Annotated in this window: 24 protein-coding genes and 2 pseudogenes; 13 read left to right on the top strand and 13 right to left on the bottom strand. The window is 64.6% G+C overall.

The genetic code is table 11. The features are described from left to right. Window positions 1–62: 62 nt before the first annotated feature. Window positions 63–260: pseudogene (locus tag AC5Y4N_RS09275) on the top strand (nitroreductase family protein); the annotation flags it as partial. Between the two features lie 281 nt (window positions 261–541). After that, entirely contained in the window at window positions 542–769 is a 228-nt protein-coding gene (locus tag AC5Y4N_RS09270) for a nitroreductase family protein (RefSeq protein WP_499904488.1), read from the top strand. A gap of 26 nt (window positions 770–795) precedes the next feature. Here AC5Y4N_RS09270 and AC5Y4N_RS09265 read toward each other — a convergent pair whose 3' ends face one another. Together AC5Y4N_RS09265 and AC5Y4N_RS09260 are read right to left on the bottom strand one after the other, a co-directional pair. Next, complete coding sequence (locus AC5Y4N_RS09265; RefSeq protein WP_499904490.1) at window positions 796–1,593, bottom strand: DUF1906 domain-containing protein; 798 nt, start codon at window positions 1,591–1,593, stop codon at window positions 796–798. A gap of 83 nt (window positions 1,594–1,676) precedes the next feature. Beyond that, window positions 1,677–2,327 (bottom strand): maleylpyruvate isomerase family mycothiol-dependent enzyme, encoded by a 651-nt coding sequence (locus tag AC5Y4N_RS09260; protein WP_499904493.1) that lies wholly within the window; start codon window positions 2,325–2,327, stop codon window positions 1,677–1,679. Window positions 2,328–2,464: 137 nt separating this feature from the next. On the opposite strand from AC5Y4N_RS09260, the gene AC5Y4N_RS09255 reads away from it, so the two are divergent. The 5 genes from AC5Y4N_RS09255 (at window position 2,465) to AC5Y4N_RS09235 (ending at window position 8,509) form a co-directional block, all read left to right on the top strand. Next, window positions 2,465–3,382 carry an LLM class F420-dependent oxidoreductase gene (locus AC5Y4N_RS09255; protein ID WP_499904495.1) on the top strand — a complete coding sequence of 306 codons (918 nt, stop codon included), beginning with the start codon at window positions 2,465–2,467 and terminating at the stop codon, window positions 3,380–3,382. Between the two features lie 96 nt (window positions 3,383–3,478). Next, entirely contained in the window at window positions 3,479–3,886 is a 408-nt protein-coding gene (locus AC5Y4N_RS09250) for a YciI family protein (RefSeq protein ID WP_499904497.1), read from the top strand. After that, window positions 3,886–5,061, top strand: a complete 1,176-nt coding sequence (locus AC5Y4N_RS09245) for an RNA polymerase sigma factor (protein ID WP_499904499.1) — start codon at window positions 3,886–3,888, stop codon at window positions 5,059–5,061. The genes AC5Y4N_RS09250 and AC5Y4N_RS09245 overlap by 1 nt, the downstream gene beginning before the upstream one ends. 119 nt (window positions 5,062–5,180) lie before the next feature. Further along, window positions 5,181–5,627 carry an MmpS family transport accessory protein gene (locus AC5Y4N_RS09240; protein WP_499904501.1) on the top strand — a complete coding sequence of 149 codons (447 nt, stop codon included), beginning with the start codon at window positions 5,181–5,183 and terminating at the stop codon, window positions 5,625–5,627. Then, window positions 5,624–8,509: an MMPL/RND family transporter gene (locus AC5Y4N_RS09235; RefSeq protein WP_499904503.1), complete on the top strand. Its 2,886-nt coding sequence runs from the start codon at window positions 5,624–5,626 to the stop codon at window positions 8,507–8,509. Before AC5Y4N_RS09240 ends, AC5Y4N_RS09235 begins: the two co-directional genes overlap by 4 nt. Here the strand turns inward: AC5Y4N_RS09235 and AC5Y4N_RS09230 are convergent. Both AC5Y4N_RS09230 and AC5Y4N_RS09225 read right to left on the bottom strand, forming a co-directional pair. Then, the gene (locus AC5Y4N_RS09230; protein WP_499904504.1) at window positions 8,452–8,988 is read right to left on the bottom strand and encodes a hypothetical protein; all 537 of its coding nucleotides are present in this window, start codon (window positions 8,986–8,988) and stop codon (window positions 8,452–8,454) included. The genes AC5Y4N_RS09235 and AC5Y4N_RS09230 overlap by 58 nt on opposite strands. A gap of 149 nt (window positions 8,989–9,137) precedes the next feature. After that, window positions 9,138–10,169 (bottom strand): fused (3R)-hydroxyacyl-ACP dehydratase subunits HadA/HadB, encoded by a 1,032-nt coding sequence (locus AC5Y4N_RS09225; protein ID WP_499904506.1) that lies wholly within the window; start codon window positions 10,167–10,169, stop codon window positions 9,138–9,140. 124 nt (window positions 10,170–10,293) lie between these two features. Here AC5Y4N_RS09225 and AC5Y4N_RS09220 point away from each other — a divergent pair, with 124 nt between their 5' ends. Then, window positions 10,294–10,500 (top strand): zinc-ribbon domain-containing protein, encoded by a 207-nt coding sequence (locus AC5Y4N_RS09220; RefSeq protein WP_499904508.1) that lies wholly within the window; start codon window positions 10,294–10,296, stop codon window positions 10,498–10,500. Between the two features lie 45 nt (window positions 10,501–10,545). Here AC5Y4N_RS09220 and AC5Y4N_RS09215 read toward each other — a convergent pair whose 3' ends face one another. Further along, complete coding sequence (locus tag AC5Y4N_RS09215; RefSeq protein WP_499904510.1) at window positions 10,546–10,968, bottom strand: hypothetical protein; 423 nt, start codon at window positions 10,966–10,968, stop codon at window positions 10,546–10,548. Between the two features lie 150 nt (window positions 10,969–11,118). On the opposite strand from AC5Y4N_RS09215, the gene AC5Y4N_RS09210 reads away from it, so the two are divergent. Then, the gene (locus AC5Y4N_RS09210) at window positions 11,119–12,141 is read left to right on the top strand and encodes a zinc-dependent alcohol dehydrogenase family protein (RefSeq protein WP_499904512.1); all 1,023 of its coding nucleotides are present in this window, start codon (window positions 11,119–11,121) and stop codon (window positions 12,139–12,141) included. 7 nt (window positions 12,142–12,148) lie between these two features. Here the strand turns inward: AC5Y4N_RS09210 and lipE are convergent, their stop codons facing one another. Genes lipE through AC5Y4N_RS09190 form a run of 4 tightly spaced genes read right to left on the bottom strand, consistent with a single transcriptional unit; the run spans window position 12,149 to window position 15,511 of the window. Beyond that, complete coding sequence (gene lipE / locus AC5Y4N_RS09205) at window positions 12,149–13,390, bottom strand: lipase LipE (RefSeq protein ID WP_499904514.1); 1,242 nt, start codon at window positions 13,388–13,390, stop codon at window positions 12,149–12,151. Further along, window positions 13,380–13,871: a peroxynitrite isomerase gene (locus tag AC5Y4N_RS09200; RefSeq protein ID WP_499904516.1), complete on the bottom strand. Its 492-nt coding sequence runs from the start codon at window positions 13,869–13,871 to the stop codon at window positions 13,380–13,382. The genes lipE and AC5Y4N_RS09200 overlap by 11 nt, the downstream gene beginning before the upstream one ends. Window positions 13,872–13,907: 36 nt before the next feature. Next, entirely contained in the window at window positions 13,908–15,011 is a 1,104-nt protein-coding gene (locus AC5Y4N_RS09195) for an NAD-dependent epimerase/dehydratase family protein (RefSeq protein ID WP_499906254.1), read from the bottom strand. 5 nt (window positions 15,012–15,016) lie between these two features. Next, window positions 15,017–15,511 (bottom strand): nuclear transport factor 2 family protein, encoded by a 495-nt coding sequence (locus tag AC5Y4N_RS09190; protein ID WP_499904518.1) that lies wholly within the window; start codon window positions 15,509–15,511, stop codon window positions 15,017–15,019. Between the two features lie 253 nt (window positions 15,512–15,764). Between AC5Y4N_RS09190 and AC5Y4N_RS09185 the strand changes: the two are divergent. From AC5Y4N_RS09185 to AC5Y4N_RS09170, 4 genes and pseudogenes are all read left to right on the top strand, one after another. Continuing rightward, window positions 15,765–15,920 (top strand): annotated as a pseudogene (locus AC5Y4N_RS09185) (zinc-binding dehydrogenase); the annotation flags it as partial. After that, entirely contained in the window at window positions 15,917–16,318 is a 402-nt protein-coding gene (locus tag AC5Y4N_RS09180) for a nuclear transport factor 2 family protein (RefSeq protein ID WP_499904520.1), read from the top strand. The pseudogene AC5Y4N_RS09185 and the gene AC5Y4N_RS09180, both read left to right, overlap by 4 nt. 7 nt (window positions 16,319–16,325) lie before the next feature. Next, on the top strand, window positions 16,326–17,138 hold the full coding sequence (locus AC5Y4N_RS09175) for an SDR family NAD(P)-dependent oxidoreductase (RefSeq protein WP_499904523.1): 813 nt from the start codon (window positions 16,326–16,328) through the stop codon (window positions 17,136–17,138). 72 nt (window positions 17,139–17,210) lie between these two features. Continuing rightward, window positions 17,211–17,678, top strand: coding sequence for an SRPBCC family protein (locus AC5Y4N_RS09170; protein WP_499904526.1), 468 nt, complete (start codon window positions 17,211–17,213; stop codon window positions 17,676–17,678). 3 nt (window positions 17,679–17,681) lie between these two features. On the opposite strand, the gene AC5Y4N_RS09165 is transcribed toward AC5Y4N_RS09170, so the two are convergent. The 4 genes from AC5Y4N_RS09165 to AC5Y4N_RS09150 all read right to left on the bottom strand — a co-directional run bounded on the left by AC5Y4N_RS09165 (window position 17,682) and on the right by AC5Y4N_RS09150 (window position 21,641). Then, window positions 17,682–18,440: an SDR family NAD(P)-dependent oxidoreductase gene (locus AC5Y4N_RS09165; protein ID WP_499904530.1), complete on the bottom strand. Its 759-nt coding sequence runs from the start codon at window positions 18,438–18,440 to the stop codon at window positions 17,682–17,684. A gap of 78 nt (window positions 18,441–18,518) precedes the next feature. After that, window positions 18,519–19,727: a DUF1214 domain-containing protein gene (locus tag AC5Y4N_RS09160; protein ID WP_499904532.1), complete on the bottom strand. Its 1,209-nt coding sequence runs from the start codon at window positions 19,725–19,727 to the stop codon at window positions 18,519–18,521. Further along, window positions 19,727–20,506 carry a sugar phosphate isomerase/epimerase family protein gene (locus AC5Y4N_RS09155; protein WP_499904534.1) on the bottom strand — a complete coding sequence of 260 codons (780 nt, stop codon included), beginning with the start codon at window positions 20,504–20,506 and terminating at the stop codon, window positions 19,727–19,729. Before AC5Y4N_RS09155 ends, AC5Y4N_RS09160 begins: the two co-directional genes overlap by 1 nt. Continuing rightward, window positions 20,499–21,641, bottom strand: a complete 1,143-nt coding sequence (locus AC5Y4N_RS09150; protein WP_499906256.1) for a sulfotransferase family protein — start codon at window positions 21,639–21,641, stop codon at window positions 20,499–20,501. The genes AC5Y4N_RS09155 and AC5Y4N_RS09150 overlap by 8 nt, the downstream gene beginning before the upstream one ends. Between the last annotated feature and the right edge of the window lie 5 nt (window positions 21,642–21,646).

Raw genomic sequence — 21,646 nt, 5'->3', positions numbered from 1 at the left:
AACCTCTGTTGCGATAGTATCTAGTGCACTAGATAATCCGGCGACTCGCGCTGATCGCTCTCATGATCCCGCCCCATTTGGAGACACGCAAGATGCCTCAGGCCAGGCCGTTTCACGACATCGTCCGCGACCGTCGCTCGATCCGCAGCTTCCTTCCCACACCCGTTCCTCGCGCCCTCATCAATGAGGTGTTGGAGGACGCCCGTCACACCCCATCGAACTCGAATATCCAGCCCTGGGATGTCCATATCGTGTCGGGGTCGACGCGCGACAAAGTCAGCAGCGCAATGCTCGCCGCAGAGGCGGCCCAGCAGATGAGCCCTGACTTTCCTTGGGCGGTCGACGAACTCTACGGCGTTTACCGCGAGCGGCAGGTTGCCCAAGCCGCCGCCTACTACCAAGCCCTCGGCATCCCTCGGGAGGCCCGCGAGGAACGACGCGTGGCAATGCGCCGGAACCTGGAATTCTTCGGCGCACCACATGCCTGCCTGCTCTTCATGCCCCACCTCTACGACGGCGTTCGCTCGCCGGTGATATCGGGATGTATGCGCAGACGTTCCTGTTGTCACTTGCCGCGCATGGCATCAGCGGAGTGCCGCAGACGTTACTCGGCTTTTTCGCCGAACCTCTTCGCGACGTCTTGGGCATCGACGCGTCGATGAAGCTGCTGTTCGGAATCTCGTTCGGCTACCCGGACATGTCGTCACCCGCGGCGGCGTACCGGATCGACAAGGCACCCCTCGAAGAGACGGTTACCTTCCACGATTGAGGCAAGATCGGTCGCAGTCGCTGACGTCACGGATGCAGATTCCACTGGCCGCAATCTTGGGCCAAGACGTCGTTGACGTCGACTTCATATCCGCCGACCAACGGGCCGGGATTCGATTTGGTACTCACGATGCGTTGGTAGAGAACGGCGGCCGGGTGGACCTGGTTGCCAGACCAGGCCCGCGTCTGCCATGCCCACCGGCGCCCGGGCGTGCGCGAATTCCCGACCACCCCATCGGCGATGGCCCACTGGCACACGTCAATGCCGCCATAGACGCCCGTGCGCTGCACGCCGAGCACCGAATTGATTCCCCGAAACCATTGCAGCGCAACGTTATTCCAGGTGGTTCGGTCTATGTCGTCGTCGATGGAGAAGAAGATCGGTGCGCTCTGGCCGCCACCTGCAGCAGTGTGCAGCTGCCAGGCCGTCTTGGCGTCTGCGACACCCCCGGCGAACCCGCGGGTGAAGTCCGATGGTGCGGTCCCGCCAGGCTTCCCGTATTGGTAATTGCTGACGATCACCAGGCCCGCTTTCGTCAGCGACTCGGCATAGGGCCGGGTGATCGGCTTGGCGCCAAAGGTCGAGCCAGGCCGCGACAGTGACACGTAGTTGATCACCCCGGCGTAGCCCGCACCTCGAATGTGTTCGGCGGGAATTTGATGCGCGGCAAAGTCGATCAGTTGGGGAGCGGCGGCCGCAGCAGTTGGTATCCGGGCCCCTGCTACTCCAATCCCGGCCAGCACCGACGCAGTGGCCGCGTAGCGCAGTGCGTCGCGCCGGGAAAAAGATCGCCGAAGACTGAACGACTCCGGCGGGTGCTCCACGGCTGGATGTTAACAGTGAGACTGTTGTTAATGATGTAGCCTTCTGGGGCGATTCGGTTACAAAGCAATCGCGATATGGCCGCTCACGCTGCGGTGGCTTGCACTCGTGACCGAAGAAGCTGCACCCCCGGGCCGTCGAGCTCGTCGAGGTAGGGCACGCGGCCGGCCATGCTCATGACCAAGGCAAGGGTTGATCCGGTAACCAGAGGACCGCTGCCCGCCGCAAACGGCCCGTCGTCTGCTCGCAACTGAAGCCCAGCCACCCGGCTATGACTGGCAACTGCGAAGTTGCGTCGGGCGAAGAACTCGGCCACTGGCGTCAGCGCGTCGACGCTAGGTGACCGCTCCAGCCCTAACGGCTGACGGATATCTTGCGCGTGCACGACGACCTCACCCAGATAAGCGGGGATGTGGCCGGAGGGCGCGGTGGTGCTTGCTATGACGGCGCGGAACCGATCAAGTGTCGCGGCCGGGGTGTCACCGCGGTGCTCGGCCAGCCGCCGCTGGTTGTGCACGTCAGGGCGCATACGCGCTCCCAGCATGCTGCGCAGCCACTTCCACCGGTTCAGACTCGCGGCCGCCGTCAGGTGTGCGACGACGTCTTCGACATCCCAATTCCCGCACAAGGTGCCGTGCCGCCACTGCTCGTCGCGCAGGGCTGCGAGGTCCTCCGCCAACGCCGCACGCTCGGCGTGCGCCAATGCCCACAGATGGTCGTGCCGGGGTCTGGCCATATCGCTCCATTCGCTCACATGCCGTCACTGGACGTAGACCCGCGCCGGCCGCAAGACTCATCGAGGACGTCAGGGGTACCCGCCGCTCCCACGAGGCGCCTGGAATCACGAGTCGATCGCGCGCGTTGGTTGCCAACATGCCTACCGGAATCGTCGTCATGGCTCGCCCAGATGCGCCCAATCTCGTCGATGACGTGATCGCACAGGCGCGACGAGCCCACGAGCTCGGCGTCGCTCAAGTCTGGCTGCCGCAACAGATGAACTATGACGCCATCGCGCTCGCAGCGCTCGTGGGAGCCGCCGTGCCGGGGTTAGGCGTGGGCACCTCGGTGGTGCCCGTCAATCCTCGCCATCCGCTGATCATCGCTTCGCTGGCACAAACGGCGCAGGCGGCCGCCCATGGCAACTTCAGCCTGGGGCTCGGTCTGGGCGCACGCGAGATCGAACGCCAGGCCTTCGGCATCGCCTGGCCGAACACCATCACACGGCTGCGTGAGCATCTGACGATCCTGCGCTCCGTGTTCGACGCGGGAACCGTCGATTTCCACGGCAGCGAACTCAGCGCTAGCCCCAGCTGGCCGGTGCAGGTGGCCGGCGGTACTCCGATCCCGATATACGTCGCAGCGATGGGGCCTAAGGCATTGCAGGTTGCCGGCGAACTGGCTGACGGGACGTTGCCGTATCTCGCCGGGCCTCGGACCCTCGCCGAATTCATCGTGCCCGAGATCACCAGAGCAGCGCAGCAAGCCGGCCGTCCCCTACCGCGCGTGATCGCCGCGGTGCCCGTGCTGCTGTCGGAGGATGCCGGCTCCGCTCGCGTGATCGCGGCGCAGCGGCTGCGCGTCTACGAGTCAATTCCGTCGTACCGCAACGTGATTGCCCGAGAAGGTGTCACCGATATTGCTGATCTCGCGGCGGTCGGATCCGAAGAGTCGGTCTTGCGCCAGCTGCGCCGTTATCGCGATGCTGGAGCCACCGATGTGGTGATCAGCCCGCTGGACCGAACGAATTCCGCGGATCGCGAAGCGCTTTGGCGCCTTACAGCGGCGCTCTGAAACGAAAATCGGGTAGTGGATGTCGAAATCTTCGTGACGGCTCCGTCCCACAGATGAGTGACCAATTAGGGTCACCACTTGCGAAGGGAGAAAGTCATGGCGAAGTACCTGATGCTCAAGCACTACCGAGGCGCGCCGGCAGCGGTCAACAACGTGCCGATGGACCAATGGACGCCCGCCGAGATCGAGGCGCACATCAAGTACATGAACGATTTTGCGGCCCGGCTGCAGGACAGCGGCGAGTATGTCGATTCTCAGGCCTTGGCACCGGAAGGTGTTTGGGTGCGCTACGACGGCGAGGGCAAGCCGCCCGTGACCGACGGCCCGTTCGCCGAGACCAAAGACCTGATTGCCGGCTGGATGGTCGTGGACGTCGACAGCTACGACCGCGCAATCGAATTGGCTGGTGAATTGTCGGCCGCACCTGGCGCGGGCGGCACGCCGATCCATGAGTGGCTCGAGGTTCGGCCGTTCTTGACGCACACGTCGCCCGACACCGAGTGATGGCCGCCCACGCGGTGGACGGGACGCAGCTGCGGGAGCTGATTCCCGGCGTGTTGGCTGCGCTGGTCCACCGCGGGGCAGACTTCGCGACCGCCGAGGACGCCGTCCAAGACGCCCTCATCCGGGGCATCGAGACGTGGCCGGACCAGCCGCCGGACGACCCGAAAGCGTGGCTGATCACGACCGCGTGGCGACGCTTCCTCGACATCACCCGCTCCGACGCTGCTCGGCGCCGCCGCGAGTCCTTGGTCGCCAGCGAGCCGCGATCCGGTGCGGGTGGCCCAGTCGATGACACGCTGCACCTCTACTTCCTGTGTGCCCACCCGGCGCTCAGCCCGTCCTCGGCCGTCGCCTTGACGCTGCGGGCGGTCGGTGGTTTGACCACGCGTCAGATCGCCCGGGCCTGCATGGTCCCCGAGGCCACGATGGCGCAACGGATCAGCCGCGCCAAGAAGACTGTGAGCGAAGCAGGACTGAGCAGTTTCGGTGACCTGCGCACCGTTATGAAGGTGCTCTACCTGATTTTCAACGAGGGCTACAGCGGGGACGTCGATCTGGCCGCCGAGGCAATTCGGCTGGCGCGGCAGCTGGTCAAGATGACCGACGATCCGGAGGTGCAGGGACTGCTCGCCCTGTTCCTGCTGCACCACGCGCGACGCCCGGCCCGCACACGTGCCGACGGCAGCCTGGTGCCGTTGTCCGAACAAGACCGCAGCCTCTGGCGGCGCGATCTGATCGCCGAGGGCGTCGCCATCGTGCAAGCCGCACTAGCGCGTGACCGGCTCGGGGAGTACCAGGCGCAAGCTGCGATCGCGGCGCTGCATGCCGATGCGCCATCAGCCGACGAGACCGACTGGGTCCAGATTGTCGAGTGGTACGACGAGCTGGTTCGACTCGCGGACAGTCCCGTGATTCGGCTCAACCGCGCCGTCGCGGTCGCTGAGGCGGATGGACCGCATGCGGGGCTTGCCGCACTGGCGGAAGTGGACCCATCCGTTCCTCGCTACACCGCTGCGATGGCCTACTGCTACGAACGCGCTGGTGAAATCGGCACGGCCGCAGAACGATACGTGGAGGCCGCCGCGAAGGCGCAGTCCGTCGCCGAACGCAATCACCTCACTTTCCGGGCGGCCACGCTGCGAAAGCAGGTCCTAGACGACGGTCGCAAGGCATGAATCGACACATCCCTGTGTTGTGGAGTCGAAGACCGTATCGTAATCTCAACCTAGTTGATTAGCACTTCTACAGGAATCCTCACCGTCCGCGCCTGTCGCCGCTCATGAAAGGGTCACGGATGCAACGGGTTTCGGTCAGACGGCGACTCCGCCGCCGCTGGATGATCGTCGTTGCGGTGGTCGTCGTGGCGGTGGCTGGATTCGCGGTGTATCGCCTGCACGCCATCTTCGCCTCCCATGACGTCACGTCGACATCCAGCGGGTCTGAGAACGAGATCATTCCGTTCAATCCCAAACACGTGGTCATGGAGGTCTTCGGGCCGCCCGGCACGGTCGCCACCATCACCTACCTCGACGTGAACGCCCAACCGCAGCGCGTCGACGATGCAGCCCTGCCCTGGACGTACGACACCACCACCACTGAGCCGGCCGTGGCTGTCAACGTGCAGGCCCAGGGCAACAGCAGTTCGATCGGCTGCCGAATCAAGATCGACGACGTGGTCAAAGACGAGCGATCGGTGAACACCTTGAACGCATTCACTTACTGCCTGGACAAGTCCGGATGAACATGCAACGGATTCCAGACCTCATCCGGCGGTACTCGGTGCTCATCGCGCTGTTCTGGCTAGGTCTGGCGGTGGTGACCAATGTCTTTGTGCCGCAACTCGAAACCGTCGCCGAATCGCACAACGTGTCGCTGAGCCCGCACGACGCACCGTCGCTGCAGGCCAGTAAAGAGATCGGCAAGAAGTTCGGCGAGTTCGACTCCGACAGCTCGGCGATGATCGTGTTGGAGGGTGATCAGCCGCTCGGCGCCGAGGCGCACCACTACTACGACGGCTTGATCGACAAACTCTCCCGAGACACCAAGCACGTCGAGCACATCCAGAATTTCTGGGGAGATCCGCTGACCGCGGCGGGCTCTCAGAGCGCCGACGGCAAGGCGGCATTGGTTCAGGTGTACCTCGCCGGCAATCAGGGTGAATCGTTGGCCAACGAGTCGGTCGATTCGGTACGCGACATCGTCGACCACACGCCACCGCCGCCGGGCATCAAGGCCTACGTCACCGGACCTGCGCCCCTGATCACCGATCAATTCGAGGTGGGCCGTCACGGCACGCTGAAGACCACGCTGATCACCATTGGGGTCATCGCGGTGATGTTGTTCTTCCTCTACCGTCGCCTCACCACGGTGTTGCTGGTGATCTTCACCGTGATGATCGAATTGACCGCGTCACGCGGCGTCGTCGCCGTCCTCGCGAACGCAGGCATCATCGACCTCTCGACATATTCGACGAATCTGCTGACGCTGCTTGTCATCGCCGCCGGAACCGACTATGCGATCTTCATTCTCGGTCGTTTCCACGAGGCGCGTTACGCCGGCCAGGACCGTATTGCGGCGTTCAGCACGATGTATCGCGGCACCGCTCACATCATCCTCGGTTCGGGCCTGACGATCGCAGGCGCGGTGCTCTGCCTCACCTTCACCCGGCTCCCGTACTTTCAGAGTCTCGGAGTACCCGCCGGGATCGGCGTCCTCGTCGCGGTCGTGGCGGCGCTGTCGCTGGCGCCTGCCCTGCTGGTTGTCGGCCGCCATTTCGGCCTGTTCGAACCGGCGCGCCCCATGCGTACGCAAGGTTGGCGACGCATCGGCACCGCCATCGTCCGCTGGCCCGGGCCTGTTCTGGTGGCGACGGTCGCCATCGCGCTCATCGGCCTTCTCGCGCTGCCGAACTACAAGACGAACTACGACAACCGCCACTACATGCCGGGCAATGCCCCCGCGAATGTCGGTTACACGGCCGCCGAACGCCACTTCTCCGAGGCGCGGCTGAATCCCGAAGTGTTGATGGTCGAAGCCGAGCACGATCTCCGGAACCCCACCGACATGATCCTGCTGGAACGTGTCGCGAAGGCGGTCTTCCACACTGACGGCATCGCACAGGTGCAGTCGATCACCCGGCCGCTCGGCACACCGCTGAACCACACGTCGATACCGTTTCAGATCAGTGCCGGCAACGCTTCTCAGATCAACAACCTGCCCTTTCAGCAGGCCCGCGGCGCGGATCTGCTCAGGCAGGTCGACGTGATCAACGACTCGATAAACGTTCTGCGCCAACAGTATGCGTTGCAGCAGCAATCCAGTGCCATTACCGACGAGCAGGCCAAAGCATTCCAGCAGACGGTCGCCACAGCGCAGGAGTTGCGCGACAAGATCGCCAATTTCGACGACTTCTTCCGGCCGCTGCGCAACTACTTCTATTGGGAGCCGCACTGTTTCGACATCCCGGCCTGCTGGGCGCTGCGCTCGCTCTTCGACGCGCTGGACGGCATCGATGAGTTGACCGACCAGTTGGCCAACGTCTCGGGGAGCATCACCAAACTCGATGAGCTGCAACCCAAACTGTTGGCGTTGATCCCGCCGCAAATCGCCAATCAGCAGACCAACCGTGATCTCACGCTGACCAATTACGCCACCACCTCGGGCATCAACGACCAGACCGCGGCGGCGCTGCAGAACTCGACTGCCCTGGGACAGGCGTACGACGCGTCGAAAACCGACGACTCGTTCTACTTACCGCCGGAGGCGTTCACCAACCCGGAGTTCCTGCGCGGGCTCAAGCTGTTCCTGTCACCGGACGGTAAAGCCGCCCGCATGATCATCACCCACGACGGCGATCCCGCGACGCCGGAAGGCATTTCGCACATCGACGGCATCAGGCATGCCGCGCGGGAGGCCGTCAAGGGCACCCCTCTGGCCGGGTCGAAGATCTACATCGCCGGCACTGCCGCCACCTACAAGGACATCCAGGACGGCGCCAAATACGACCTCATGATCGCCGGCATCGCCGCGCTGAGCCTGATTCTGCTCGTCATGATGTTCATCACCCGAAGCGTCGTGGCCGCATTCGTCATCGTGGGTACCGTGGCGCTGTCGTTGGGAGCCTCGTTCGGGCTCTCCGTGCTGATATGGCAGGACCTCTTGGGTATCCAGCTGTTCTGGATCGTGTTGGCGCTCGCCGTCATTCTGCTGCTGGCAGTAGGGTCGGACTACAACCTGCTTTTGATTTCTCGTTTCAAGGAGGAGATCGACGCCGGCTTGAACACCGGCATCATCCGCGCCATGGCCGGCTCGGGAGCGGTGGTGACGGCGGCCGGGCTGGTGTTCGCAGCCACGATGGCCTCGTTTGTCTTCGCCGACTTGCGGATTCTCGGTCAGATCGGGACGACGATCGCGCTGGGTCTGCTGTTCGACACGCTGATCGTGCGGTCATTCATGACGCCGGCTGTTGCCGCGCTACTCGGCCGCTGGTTCTGGTGGCCGCTGAGGGTGCGTCCACGGCCCGCCAGCCAGATGCTTCAGCCCTACGGATCACGGCCCGCGGTTCGTCAACTGCTGCTCTGGGACGACGACGATGCAATCGCGGAATCACCGCGGCGTTCGTGAGGCGGGCTGAAATCGGTTGCATCTGCGTCGGTTTCAGCGACTGGCTCGACTGACACGTTGCGCAGGTTTGCTTTCAACCGTGCGACCCGGTGCAGCTGAGCGGCCATATTCATGGAGGTGAGCATCGGGATGCCGCCGATGAACGTCCGAAATGAGGGGTGGCCGCCGTCCAAATCGAGAACGAACAGACAGCCGACCACATAGAAGAAGCCCATGGTGAACAAAGCCGCGGGTATCGCGTAGGCGAGGGGTGACCGAGCGTCGGTCACCAGTTCGGTCGCATACTCCAATTCCTCTTGCGACAATCGTTGCCGCTTGCGAAGTTTGGACAGCACCGCTTTGTGGGCGCCGACTTTCTCACCCAGCGGATGAGACGTCCGCCTCTCCAGCCGGCTGATGTACAGGAAAACGCAAGTGGCAAAGACGATTTCCATCACGGCGGCGAGAATCGTCAGATCGCCCCACAGACCGAGAGTCAACTCGTCGCTCCTCGACTCCAGTGCATCATCAAGAGAACGTTACCTGCTCAGTGCCCACGCCCGAAGACGCGGCGAGTGTGCGGAATCGGACATCTGCCACGGCGTGTCGCGTGCGAAACCGCAACGCGGCGGAGCGGACGGGCCGGCTATCAGCGGAAGCGGATGTTCACCGTGGCCAGGCCGAAGATTTTCCGGCCACCGGACTTGGCTCCGACGATGACGACACCGCTGCGGGTCGCGGGATCCAGCGACTTGATCCGGCCGCTGAACTCGATGTCTGCACCTTCGGCGGCGGAGACGATCGCCGGTGCGGACAGCCGCACTGCGTAACGGGTGACCGCTCCGGGATCGCCTGACCAAGCGGAGACATATCCGGCACCCAGGCCCATAGTGAGCATGCCGTGGGCGATCACGTCGGGCAGCCCGGCGAGCTTGGCGATGCTCTCGTCCCAGTGAATCGGGTTCGCATCGCCGGCCACGCCGGCATAGTTCACCAGGTCGCCGCGCGACAGCCGCGTGTGGTGCACTGGCAGCTCGTCGCCGACGTGCACCTTCTCAAGAGGCGGAGTCCCCGGGGTACGGGTGGCGCCTGTTTCGGAGATGCGGATCTCGCCCGCAGGGCGGACTGTCTTCTCGTAGGCGGCATCGGACTGACCGACTTCGAGAATGTTGACGTCGTGCATCATCGCGCTCGCTACGGCAGCCTTGATGGTCGGATCGACGTCCTCGGCGGTCACGCCGACAACGGTGGTGTGCAGGGTGTGCACCCGCTCGCCGTCAGTGTCGGTAAAGGTATTGGTGACGGTGATCAGATCTCTACCGGCGATCCGGCGCACCGAGGTCAATTCGACGTCGATCTTCAGTTCGTCGCCGGCGACTATCGGGCGGTGTTGCTCAAAGACCTCTTCGGTCTGCATATACGTGTCGTAGCCGACCACGACCTCTTCGAACATGCGGCGATTGCAGGTCATGCCCGGCACAGAGGTGAACGTCAGCGGCGCGACCAGGTCCGAATAACCCAGCTTCACTGCGGCGTCGACGTCCCAATGCGCGGGGTGATAGTCCTGCACAGCACGCGCGTATTCGCGCACCTTCTCGCGGCCGACCAGGTACGTGCCGTCCATCTGGTAGTAGTGGCCGACCCGCGACTCAAGCGGCGACACCTCTGCTGCTGCGGTCATAAATCTGCTCAACTGTTCTGTCGGCTTGTCGGTGTGGCCAACCAACTGACACTAACGCGCGGGCGCGGTAGCGATGCAGCCGCCGACCGGCCGCCCTGCGCAGTGGCGCCCCTACGCTGGTGTCGTGTTGTTTTTCCTCTTCGGCTACGGCAGCAAGCAGCAGTACCTAGGTCCTGGACAACTCCGCACCTGCCCTCGCTGCCACAACACCACGCAGTGGAGCCGGATGCGGCAGTTCAAACAGTTCAGCGTGTTCTTCATTCCGATCGCACGGTGGAATCGCAGGCAGTACGAAGTGTGCGGGATCTGCGGTGCTTACATTGCCGGTTGAGTGCTCGCGCGTTGGATGCCCGCTTTCACCACATAGTGCTTGGCTCTAGATGTAGAACGCGAGCAAGTAGCCAAGTGGAGCCATCGCAAAGTAGGCGGCGACACCAATGGGTATGCCGACGAGCGGTGTCCGTTGCAAGATCCCAGCCACGACCGCGCTCACGACAGCCCCGGCACTGCCTGCAATCAGACACATCCATGGGATCAAAACAAGCACGTTCTGGCCTGCCGCCGACAGGTGGCAAACCTTGTCGGCGCTGCCGTCATGGCAGTGGTCAGTGGCCATTGCCAACGGCAACATGAGCACGATGGCGAGGCCAAACCCCAGCATCCCGAGCACCGTGAAGATGCCGACGAACCAAGCCCAGTGTTTGTTGTGCCGGCGCGGGTTCTGCTCCGAATCGGTGGCGCAGCTCTGAGCTGGGTGGACCACCGGCGCATTGCCGGCGTCGGTGCTGTCGGTTCCCACTGCGGTAATCTTAAGCGGCGTATCCAGCCGTTCTGCAGGCAATTCCGCGGTGGGCCACCGTCAGCGATACGTCGATTGAAAAGCCGACGTCGGTTGACGCGCTTGGCCGGCTGAGTAGCGAGAACTTCGAGACGGAGAAGGAGATGAGCCATGCGTGGTGTTGTGATGCATTCCCCGGGCGACGTGCGGGTCGAAGACCGAGACGACCCGCAGATCGTCGAACCCACCGATGCCGTTATCCGATTGACCGCGACCTGCATCTGCGGGTCCGACCTCTGGCCATACCGCGGAGTCGAGGCGGCAGACCACCAGGTGATGGGCCACGAGTACGTCGGCGTCGTGGAGGAAATAGGCGCAGATGTCAAGAACGTGACAGTCGGCGACTATGTCGTCGGATCGTTTTTCGCGTCGGACAACACCTGCGATATCTGCCAGGCGGGATACCAAAGCCGTTGTGTACAAGCCGTTTTGATGGGTGCTGCGATCGGGACCCAGGCTGAACGTGCCCGTATTCCGCTGGCCGACGGCACCCTGGTCGTTCTGCCCGGTCAGCCGGACCCGGCGCTGGTGCCGTCGCTGCTCGCGGCGTCCGACGTGCTGGGCACCGGTTGGTTCGCCGCCGTCGCCGCAGAGGCGGGGCCGGGCAAGACCGTCGCCGTGGTCGGTGACGGCGCAGTTGGTCTGATGGGTGTGCTTGCGGCCAAACAGCTTGGCGCCGAACACATCATCGCGATGTCACGGCATCCCGACCGGCAAGAGCTGGCGCGGTTCTACGGTGCCACCGAGATCGTCGAAGAGCGGGGTGACGACGGCGTGGCGAAGATCAAAGAACTCACCAAGGGCCTCGGTGCTCACAGCGTCATCGAGGCGGTCGGCACTCAGGAATCCATGCTGCAGGCCATCCGCTCGACGCGGCCAGGCGGGCATGTCGGCTTCGTCGGCGTTACCCACGGCGTGGAGCTTCCCGCTGACGAGCTCTTCATATCGGCAGTGCATCTGCACGGCGGCCCTGCGCCGGTACGGCGGTTTCTGCCGGAGCTGGTCCGATTGATCTGGGACCGAAAGATCGATCCGGGCAAGGTTTTCGATCTCACCCTTCCGCTGGAGGAGGCGGCCGAGGGATACAAGGCGATGGACGAACGGCGCGCCGTCAAGGTGCTGCTGACAGTCTGATCGTGTATCACGTGATGTGGCGCGGGATCTCGGCAGTGATGCGGTCCAGCAGGGCGGTGTAGCGATTCGCCTCGCGGTGCCTGCCCGGTTTTCCGCTGCTGACCAGCCCGGCGGCAAGTTGCCGCTCGGGATCGGCCCAGACGGCGATATTGGTCAATCCGGTGTGGCCGAATGCCGCAGGTGCATCGCGGCCGAACGGCCCGAACCGTTTCGACCCGAGCATGTATCCGGTGCCCCACCGCAGCGGGGCCAGACCGGTGGCGAGATCCGGCCGCAGCCGGCGGCATTCGACGGTGGCCGCCCGTAGGGTGTCCGGTCGCATCACGCGCACACCGTCGAGTTCTCCTCCGCAACGGAGGATTTCGGCGAAGCGCGACAGTTCGTCGGCTGTCGACACCGTGTTCGACGACGGCACCACGCCAGTCAGGAACAGCGGCGTGTTGGAGAACGGGATGATCTGCTGGGTGGTACCACCGACCGCCATGCGGAAGGCCGCTGCGATCGGCTTCGGAAGCGGCTTGCCGGTGACGTGGCTGGGCGCCACCAACGGTACATCGCGTTGCGCCACACCGTAATTCGTCCACCGGAATCCGAGCGGCTGAAGGATCTCAGTTGCCAGGATATCGCGAATGTTCTTGCCCGTGGCCGCCGAGACGATCTCGCGCACCAGTGGACCCCACGTCACACCGTGATAGATGTGCACCAACCCCGGACGGTACAGCGGCTTCAACTCGCCCAGCATCGCGCGCGCGTAGTCGCTGTCGTCCATGCGTTTGAGGTCGGGGCGCGGACCGGTGGCGAACGGCACTCCCGCGCTATGGGTGATCACGTGCCGGATCGTGGTCCGGTCCTTGCCGTGGCTGGTGTAGTTGGGTAGGTAGTCACACACGCGGTCGTCGAGGGAGAAGTGTCCGCGCTCGACGAGCATGTGTACGACGGTCGTGGTGATGGCTTTCGCGGCCGAGTACACACAGAATGGCGTTTGCGTTGTGACAGGAACCTTCTCGGCATCCGGCGGATCGGTGGGGGCGTTGCCCCAGCCGTGGCCGATCGCCCGGTTCAGCACCACCTTGCCGTTGTGCCGCAGGCACAGCTGGATGGCGGGGTGCATGCCGGCTTGGTACCAGTGCCGCGCGGCTTGCCAGATCCGCTCGACCGCCGCCGACCCGATCTCTGAGTGATCTTCGGGGCCCACGGCAGTGACGGCGTCGAGATCAGCCGGGACTCGGATTCTGCCGTCACCGGTCACGTGACGTCCTCCGCAACGTGGCGGACAGATGGTGTTGCAGCGGCTGGCCGACTGCCGCCATCTGCAGGGCGTAGCTCAGCTCGGCGCCGTCTACGCGAATCGAACGGCGCACTGCCGTCACCTCTTTCGCCGACTCGGTGCATGCCACGGTCGTGGAGGCCATCACCATCTCGATGGTGGTCCCAGTGACCGTCAGTGTGCCTTCTTCGATCTCGGTGATGCCGGTCGGGTGCGCCAGCACCCATTCGACGCGTCCCGCCGAGGGCACCCGCACGTATCCGGTCTCGGCATGCAACGGACGCCCGTCGTCGTCGGCTTTGGTCCTTTGACCGTATGTCAGGAACGGCTTGCCTGCGTGGTCGAACGTGACTTCCTCGACGTAGCCGAACGGCTCGATCGTCGGGTATTCCCCGCGACCCCGACCAGTCCAGGTGCCCAGCAGGGGAGCGAGTACGGCGATGTCGGGATGGAGCGCGGCCACGCTGATCAGCGTACGGATGTCGCAGTGGAACCCAGGTCAGAAGTTTGTCGGTGCCAGGACATCCGGTCCGTACTTCTGGGCAATCAGCTTCCACGGATCGGCATAGGGACCGCGCCGTTCGATCCAGCGCTGAACCATGAACAGCAGCCGCAACGCGGGACGCAGCACGGGTCCCAGTGCCTGTAGGACGATGCGGCGGCGGCCTTGTGCAGCGGTGATCCACGCCTTGGTCTGAGACCAGTCGTGTTGTTGGAACTGCAGGAGCGCTTGGGATTCGGTGGTGTCGAAGAAACCGGTGAAGCTCCACCCGCGGTCGTCGCCGGGATCGCCGGGCAGGCTGGCGGACGGGCCGAGCCGCCCGATACCGAACGCTTCCATCATGTCGTCCTCGACGTCACGCTGAGTGTGCAGATGGGAGTCGTCGCCGCCGATCAGCAGGATCTTGCCGTCGATCGTCTCAGCCCGGTCGACAGCGTTGGCAAACGCCAGCCCGGCATCACGCGCATCTACGGTATGGAGCCGATTGTCGCCCGGCGTGGCACGGATCAGAAGGAAGTAGTCGCGGTCCAGACTCGAACCGGCGTCGGGCGAGATCACACCAGCCAGCCGCAGGGCCGCCCACGGCAGACCGCTTTCCCGAACCACGGCCTCCGCCAGCAGCTTGTCTTCGCCGTACTGGTCGATGGGGCTCGGCGGCGTGTCCGGCGTGATTCGCTCGGGGTAGCGGTACGGATTGCGGGAACCGTAAACCGCAGCGCTGGATGCTTTGAGGAACAACGGTGGCGCGGGCAGCGCCTTCGCCGCCTCCACGAGATTGCTGGTGCCTTGGACGTTCACCTTTCTGGCGAATCGCGGGTTGCGGTACGACGCCGGCGAAAACACCGCCGCCAAATGGACGATCGCTTTCGGCTGGTGTCGGTTGACCACCTCGTGCAGGGCGTCGGCGTCGAGCAGGTCGACGTAAGCGGGCACCAGAGTGCCGGGATGGGACTGACGCGACAGCTTCTCCGCCTCGGCGACGGTCTTGTCGTTGCGCAGATCCATCGCGACGACGGTGCGGCCGCGGCGGAGCAGAATCTCCGTGCAGCGCCTGCCTATCTGTCCGAATGCACCGGTCACCAGCACCGTGTCGACGGGCACGCCGCTCACCGCGCTACCCTGGGTGCGAACCTGGCGGCGACCCTACGCATGCGGTCTGAAACCCGCACGCAGACAAAGGGATTGAAGACGTCTTCGCGTAACCGGGTCAGCGTTGATGTCTTGATGCGCCAACGCCCGTCGGCCTTCTCGTAGGTCTCGTGGTAGTGGCCATAGCCCGCCAGGTTCACGCCTGGTGCAAGGCGCACCACGTCCTGCAACGCCCACACGCCCCGCGCGGTGGCGGCGGATGTCAGCTCGATCTCGGGTGCATGCACCTGATGCACCGTCGGCTGTGAGCGTTTGCCGAGTGTCCTGCGCAGAAAAGCGACGAATTCGTCGGCGCCGACGATCACCTTGCCCCCGGCTTGCGATGTGTCGCTGACGAAGTCGTCGGTGAATAATTCCCGCCACGCGCCCCAGTCCTTGGCGTCCAGGTACCGGCAGTACCGGGCCTTCAACTGCTTGATCGCCTCGATCTCCCGCAGAGCGTCCACGTCCATTGCAGGGTGACCTCCTGACATCCTCACCAAAGAGCGTGACAGTGTAAGCCGAAGTCGTAAAGTCGGCAGGAACGGATCGTCGCTGAGGAGTCGTGGTGCGGGCAGTGGTGGGCAGGCAGGGGACCGCGACATCGTGTTGAGCCACGAGTTCGTCGGCGAGGTGATCGGACACGGTCCCGGCTGTACAGATCAACATCCGATCGGCAGGCGGGTCACGTCCATACCGATCCGCTTGGTCAACGGCGGCGCCGACGGCACGCTTGACGCGATCACGTCGGGACGGCTGGACCCGCTGCCCAGTGTCGGCAAGGTCATCACATTGCACGAGGTTCCCGACGCGCTCGAGCTGGCCCGCAAGTCCGACGGTCCACCCCGCATCGTCGTGCACCCGAACGGAGCTCCAGCATGACGAATTACGGAGACCGACAGGATATTTCGGACCTGCTGGTGCGTTACGCCACCGGGATCGACCGCCAAGACTGGCCGTTGTTTCGCACGGTGTTCACTGCGGACTGCCGGCTCGACTACGGCGAAATCGGTACCTGGGACGGCGTCGAAGCGGTCACGGCGTTCATGGAGGCCGCGCATGCCGGGGTCCAGACGCTGCACCGGATGAGTAATCAGGCGATCACCGTCGACGGGGACCACGCACAGGCGCGTACCTACGTGGACATGATCCTGGTCGGCGACAACAACTCTGGCGTGAATGCGATCGGCTACTACGAGGACGAGGTCGTGCGCACCGATGGCGGCTGGCGCATTGCCCGGCGCCAATTCACGGCCGTCCGAATGGCCCCGCTGAGCTAGGAGAGCCGTGACATTCGCCGGTACATATGGACCGTGGGCTTTGGTCGCGGGTGCCTCCGACGGTGTGGGTGCCGCGTTCGCGGAGGCACTTGCCGACCGCGGGGTCAACGTCGTGCTGCTGGCCCGCCGTCAAACCGTGTTGGAGGAGGTGGCTGAGGGCATCACCGAGCGCACCGGCGCTCAAACCCGGGTACTCGCAATCGATCTCGCTACTTCTGATGCAGCGAAACGTGTCATCGACGCGACCCAGGATCTCGACATCGGCTTTTTGGCTTACTGCGCCGGCGCAGATCCGAACTTCCAGCCGTTTCTGGCCAATTCGATAGCGACGGCCGAAGCCATGGTGCAACGCAACTGTGTGGTTCTGATGCAACTGTGCCATCACTTCGCGGCGTCGATGGTGAAGCGCGGCAGCGGCGGCATTGCGATCTTCAGCTCGGGCGCTGCGCTGGCCGGCGGCCCCAACATGGCGGTCTATGCCGCCACCAAGGCATTCGACATGGTGTTCGCCGAAGCGCTGTGGGCAGAACTGCACGACAAGGGTGTCGACGTGCTCGGCCTGGTTCTCGGGAAGACCGACACCCCGGCGCTGCGGCGGCTCGAGTACGAACGCGGCTTGCTCAGCTCGCCCGACGAATCGCCCGGTGACGCCGACAGTGTGCAGACCGTAGTCACCGAAGCGTTCGCGAATCTCACCTGCGGCCCGACGCTTTTCGTCGGCGACACCATGCGCGCCGCCGCACAAGTGCTGCAGTCGTTGACCCGCAACGAGGCGGTCAACTTGATCATCGCAGCCAGTGCCGCATCGATGGGCGAATGACGCCGTGCTGCTTCACTCCTCGGATCCGGTAGGGTGCGCGAAGTCACGCTGATTTCCCCCGCGGGAGGCGCTATGCCGGGTCGGCCATTTTCGTTCGAGGTGAATATGAGCAGCCGCGCGCCGGCTGCGGCGTTGTTCCGGCTCGAGACGGACGCCAGCACCTGGTCGCAATGGGCCAAACCGCTGATCATGCAAGCCGGCTGGGCACAACAAGGTGATCCGCCGCCGGCCGGGGTGGGCGCCGTCCGCAGAGTCGGCATGTGGCCGGTCCTGGTGCAAGAGAAGACACTTGAGTACGAGCAAGACCGCCGCCACGTCTACGAGCTGATCGCTCCCCGCACCCCTGCGACCGGTTACCGGGCAGAAGTGCTGTTCACTCCCAATGCGACGGGCGGCACCGACCTGCGGTGGAGCGGCTCCTTCACTGAAGGGGTGCCCGGCACTGGGCCGCTCATGCGCGTGATCCTTGGCAGTGCGGTCAGGTTCTTCGCCCGGCGGCTGGTCAAGGTCGCCGAGCGTGAATTGCCGACGCAGCCGTGAGTGCTACTTGGGCGCGAACCGCTGCCCGGCGTCCAGCCGGATGCACTGCCCGTTGAGCATCTGGTTCTCCACGATCGCCACTGCCAGCTTGGCGAATTCGTCGGGCCGACCGAGACGGCGGGGGAACGCGGCGTCCTTGGTCAGCTGGGTGGCGAACTCGTCGGGAATGCCTTGCGTCAGCCCCGTCGCGAAAAGGCTTGGCGCAATGGCAAGTACGCGGATCCCCAGGCTGCCCAGATCCCGGGCCATGGTCAGGCACATGCCGGCAATCGCTGCCTTGGCAGCGGTGTAGGCGACCTGGCCGATCTGGCCCTCGAACGCCGCGATCGACGACGTGTTGATGATGACGCCGCGTTCGTCGTCTTCGGGTTCGTTCTTGCTCATGTGCCATGCGGCGAGCCGGCTGACGTTGAACGTGCCGATCAGGTTCAGGTCGATGGTGGAGCGGAACGAATCCAGGCTGTGCGGGCCGTCCTTCTTGACGGTGCGCTCACCGATGCCGCCGCCCGCGGTGGTCACAGCGATGTGCAGGCCACCCAGCGCGTCGACCGCCTGCTGCAACACCTGCTCGGTGCCGGCGAAGTCGGTGACGTCGACGGGGAAGAAGCTTCCGCCGATCTGGTCGGCCGCCTCTTGGCCCTTCGATTGCGGGCGGTCCAGCACCGCCACGCGCGCACCGCGCTTGGCCAGTGCCTCGGCGGTTGCCCGGCCGAAGCCTGATGCACCGCCGACGATCACTGCCTTCTTGCCCTCGATCTCCACCTGGCTTCCTTTCCACAAACCGGCCGAACTGTAAAGCAACCTAGCTGACGGGCTGAATTGGGCAGAAGGCGGGCGGATTCACAACCCATACCGCTGCCGGACGCCGTGGAACCGCGCCCACATCTGCGCAGTCCGCTCCTCGACGGTCACCGTCGCCGTGTCCGCGGGCAGGGCCTGCGCAAGCTCCGCCCTCTTGACGAGCCGGGTCCTCAGCGCTGCCGGCTGGCCCTCGAGCATGTGCCGATAGGTGATGTTGCCGCGTTCGAAGCCCTGGGTGTCGATCCAGTTGTGGTAACCGGGATCGTCATGGGCCACGATCAGCCGGACCTTGCCGTCTTCGTCGACGACCGTGCGGCTGGGCGTGTAGCTCACCGGCCGGTACAGGAAGTCCATGCTGGTGAAGAACACGCCCATGTTGGTGAACGACCACAACCCCTCGTGCATGTCGAACTCGATGATCAGCGCCTCGTCCCGCGCTAGCACCCAGTGCATGTTCACCGCCGCCCGGCCGCGTTTGGCGTCGGCGCTCGTCGAGGCGGGCTGGGGAAATCGGTTGGGGTGCTCGGCGTCGACTCCGCCGTGGGTGAACGGAAACTCCGGCCAGTCGCTCATCAGGCCTGTGATGAACTCCCCGGCCCAGTGCATCGCCGCGATCATCGTCTCGGGAGTGGGCACGGGCCGGGGTGCGGCCATGTCGACGCGTTCGATGGACAGTCGGGCGGGCCGTTCGTCCCAGCGGTCAAATCCCTGACGGATGAACAGTTTTCGCGACTCGGCAGTGGTAGCCAGCCAATTTGGTTCCCGCGGGGATCCGCCGATGTACAGCTCGAAATCACCGTCTGAGTCCGTCGTCAACTGATGGCCGAACAGATTCGCCTCCGGAACATCGCCGAACGGCTCGTGCAGCACAGCGGGACCATCAGGACGAGAGCCCTGCACAGTGATGTTGAAAAACCTTGCGGTACCGCGATTCCCGGTGATGCAGTACGTCGACCGCCCGTCGATCCACGCCTGCTGATAGGTGAAATCGGCACAGTCCCCACCGAGTTTGCGCAGAGGTGTGCAGAACGCGTGAATCACCGGATACTGGGTGTCCTTGGTTTCCAGCGCCAAGTCGAAGGCCTGCCCGAGGTTTTGGGTGAGGAACCGGAACGCGTCGGCGCGGTGCAGGCCCGACGCAGGGTTGTGGTCCTTGAACGCCCGCTCGCCCGCGGACTTCAACTGCTCGCAGAACTGCCTCCACGCCGCGCTCAGCGCGGTGTCGTCGTCCCCGTCACCGAAAGCCATTATGCACCGGCCCTTTCCAGCATCGCCGTGAGAACTGCGCATGCCCGCTGCACAGCGGCGAACCGGCCCTCCCGCTCGATCCGCGGACCGATGAGCTCGATATCGAAACCGTGCGGATAACCGCCCGCGAGCGCTTGATTGACGAACGCCTCGATCGGGATGGCGCCGTCGCCGGGCACCGCCCTGGCCGGCAGCGCACGGTCGCCCAGCACGTAGTCGCTCAGCTGGATCAGCTGGGTTCGCGGCAGCGCGCGCTCGACCAGCTCGCCGAAACCGGCTTCTGCCCAGCAGTGGAACAGATCAACGCAGATGCCGACGCCGGCCATCTCGGCGAGGGTGATCGTGTCGCGCAGCGTGTGGGCGATGTGAATGTCGGCGTACAGGCTGGACGCCGGCTCGATCGCCAATGCCACGCCCACCTGTTCTGCCGCTCGCACGCACGGCTGCACCGCCGTGCAGAACTGCGCGGCGGCCTGCTCCCACGTCGATGTGCCACGCCCGCCGGTCAGCATGTAGATCACCCGCGCACGCAGTGCGGCCGCCGCGTCGATGACACGCAATAGCCGGTCAGTGGACGAGAACACATGGCAGACCGTTTCCACGGCGTAGCCGCCGTCGCCGACCACACCGGCGAGCCCGGGTTCGAACAGTTGCGTGTCGATCAGGCTCAGCCGCCGCAATCCCAATGCGCGCCAATGCGCCGCCAACTCGCCCAGCGGTGCGCCGGCGAACGAGACGCTGTGCACCGACAGGCGGTGGTGCGTCGCCGCGTCAGCCACGGTTCTCGATCTCTACACCGAAACGGTCACGGAATGGCCGGAATTCAGCATGCAAGGCGTCGAGGTCCTCGCCGATGTCGACCAGCAGCTGAGCGGAATAGGAGAACTTGCCGTGCCGGTCACCGGGATTGTCGGCCAGATACGCGCGCATCGCGGCGATCGCATCGTCGCCGAGCGGCCAGCCGGCGAACTCGTAGAACCGTCGGACCGTGCCGACGGGGTCGGCGATGAAGTCGGTGTAACGCACGTGCAGGATCCGCGGATCGTCGACCAGAGGGTTGGTCATGGTGTTGGCGATGCTCTCGCGCGTCAGTTCCAGGTGCATCTTGGCCGCCGCGTGCAGATCGATCGGCCCGACGATGCCCTCGAGGATGTCGGCCATCATCATGGCGCGAGATGCGGCGACCTGAACGGGGTCTCGGTGCAGCCACATCAGCGACGCGTCTGGATAGGCCGCGAAGAACTCTTTGAGCCGGAACCCGTGGAAACCCTTGAGCACCCAGTGCTTTCGTGGCCGCCGGTACTGGAATTGCTGCAGCATCGCCTTGTGGATGCGGTATTGCGCGGCCGGATCGGTGGGCAGCCCGCCGACCACCGTCTGCATCGGCACCCGCCACCACGCCGTCGGCGTCATTACCCGGAAGTCGAACGCCCAGGTCCGTTCGTCCTCGGGCAGGCCGTCGCCGAGCATGTCGTTGTAGGGATGGCTGTGCAGCCATTTCGACATCTGGGCGTTGATCTCTCGCCAGTCGGCGTCGGCCTTCGCGCGGCGCGGATCGTCGGGACCGGTGAGGCCGGGCGGCGGTGACGGATACATCACCTCCCAGAAGCGAAGCGCCCGCGCCGTCGGGTCGACGGACATCAGCGCGTGCATCAACGTGGTGCCCGACCGTGGCTCGCCGGTGACGAACATCGGGCGTTCGATCACCTCATCGGCAACGGGGTAGCGGTTGCGGTCCTCGAAGAACTCCAGCCGCGAGGTCAGCAGCCAGTGGCACACCTCCGCGGCGCGGCGCTTTCCGTCGTCATCCAGTCCGAGGCTGTTGAGGTGCTCGACGGCCAGAGCGAACCGCTCCGGCAGCGTGGGGTCGCCGTAGTCGTCAAGACCCGTCTGCGCCTCGGCCCGCGCCAGCATCTCCG

The organism is Mycobacterium sp. NGS19 (genome assembly GCF_059813155.1).
The sequence above is the reverse complement of the archived record's forward strand: the minus strand, read 5'-3'. Positions and strand labels throughout refer to the sequence as shown.

Coding starts and splice junctions, on each gene's coding strand:
- AC5Y4N_RS09270 (WP_499904488.1), top strand. CDS start 542: ATGTATGCGCAGACGTTCCTGTTGTCACTTGCCGCGCATGGCATCAGC.
- AC5Y4N_RS09260 (WP_499904493.1), bottom strand. CDS start 2,327: ATGGCCAGACCCCGGCACGACCATCTGTGGGCATTGGCGCACGCCGAG.
- AC5Y4N_RS09255 (WP_499904495.1), top strand. CDS start 2,465: ATGCCTACCGGAATCGTCGTCATGGCTCGCCCAGATGCGCCCAATCTC.
- AC5Y4N_RS09250 (WP_499904497.1), top strand. CDS start 3,479: ATGGCGAAGTACCTGATGCTCAAGCACTACCGAGGCGCGCCGGCAGCG.
- AC5Y4N_RS09245 (WP_499904499.1), top strand. CDS start 3,886: ATGGCCGCCCACGCGGTGGACGGGACGCAGCTGCGGGAGCTGATTCCC.
- AC5Y4N_RS09240 (WP_499904501.1), top strand. CDS start 5,181: ATGCAACGGGTTTCGGTCAGACGGCGACTCCGCCGCCGCTGGATGATC.
- AC5Y4N_RS09235 (WP_499904503.1), top strand. CDS start 5,624: ATGAACATGCAACGGATTCCAGACCTCATCCGGCGGTACTCGGTGCTC.
- AC5Y4N_RS09225 (WP_499904506.1), bottom strand. CDS start 10,169: ATGACCGCAGCAGCAGAGGTGTCGCCGCTTGAGTCGCGGGTCGGCCAC.
- AC5Y4N_RS09210 (WP_499904512.1), top strand. CDS start 11,119: ATGCGTGGTGTTGTGATGCATTCCCCGGGCGACGTGCGGGTCGAAGAC.
- AC5Y4N_RS09190 (WP_499904518.1), bottom strand. CDS start 15,511: ATGGACGTGGACGCTCTGCGGGAGATCGAGGCGATCAAGCAGTTGAAG.
- AC5Y4N_RS09180 (WP_499904520.1), top strand. CDS start 15,917: ATGACGAATTACGGAGACCGACAGGATATTTCGGACCTGCTGGTGCGT.
- AC5Y4N_RS09170 (WP_499904526.1), top strand. CDS start 17,211: ATGCCGGGTCGGCCATTTTCGTTCGAGGTGAATATGAGCAGCCGCGCG.
- AC5Y4N_RS09160 (WP_499904532.1), bottom strand. CDS start 19,727: ATGGCTTTCGGTGACGGGGACGACGACACCGCGCTGAGCGCGGCGTGG.
- AC5Y4N_RS09150 (WP_499906256.1), bottom strand. CDS start 21,641: ATGCTGGCGCGGGCCGAGGCGCAGACGGGTCTTGACGACTACGGCGAC.